This is a genomic window from Paenibacillus sp. 7516 (assembly GCF_002272715.1).
GTDB classification, from domain to species: Bacteria; Bacillota; Bacilli; order Paenibacillales; family Paenibacillaceae; genus Paenibacillus; species Paenibacillus illinoisensis_A.
Map to the genome: position 1 here is coordinate 1 of NZ_NPBI01000052.1, position 595 is coordinate 595.

At 48.1% G+C, this 595-nt stretch carries 2 tRNA genes and 1 rRNA gene; all 3 read right to left on the bottom strand.

The features are described from left to right. Nucleotides 1–192 precede the first annotated feature (192 nt). A tRNA-Ala gene (locus CHI14_RS29555) sits at nucleotides 193–268 on the bottom strand. A 23-nt stretch (nucleotides 269–291) separates the two neighbouring features. Next, a tRNA-Ile gene (locus CHI14_RS29560) sits at nucleotides 292–368 on the bottom strand. Nucleotides 369–400: 32 nt separating this feature from the next. Continuing rightward, a 5S ribosomal RNA gene (gene rrf, locus CHI14_RS29565) occupies nucleotides 401–517 on the bottom strand. Nucleotides 518–595 lie beyond the last annotated feature (78 nt).

The following is a 595-nucleotide window of genomic DNA, read 5'->3' on the forward strand; positions in this document are numbered from 1 at the left end:
CGCTCGTGTTCGAGCTGTCTCTTCCCTTGGTTTGCTTGCGCAAATCCAAAAGTCGTTCCATTCGATCACTCGCTCATACAGTATCACTAATATTTGAAACTTGTTTTAACACAAGTTCAGCTAAAAGGAATGTTCTAATTCGCAATTTTCGTTTCGATATCTAGTTTTCAAAGAACAAGCTTGAAATCTTGTTGGTGGAGCCAAGCGGGATCGAACCGCTGACCTCCTGCTTGCAAGGCAGGCGCTCTCCCAGCTGAGCTATGGCCCCATATCAAATTATGAAAGTGTAAATGGTGGGCCCTGGTGGACTCGAACCACCGACCTCACCCTTATCAGAGGTGCGCTCTAACCAACTGAGCTAAGGGCCCGTATATTATTATTGAAACCCAATAGGGTTTACGCTTGGCGGCGTTCTACTCTCCCAGGACCCTGCGGTCCAAGTACCATCGACGCTGAAGGGCTTAACGGTCGTGTTCGGGATGGGAACGTGTGGAACCCCTTCGCTATCGCCACCAAACGTTTGAGAGTTTGAGCTCTCAAAACTGAGCAACGAGTGAGTAACTAGCCGACCTGGCTAGATTTTAGATTTGAATGT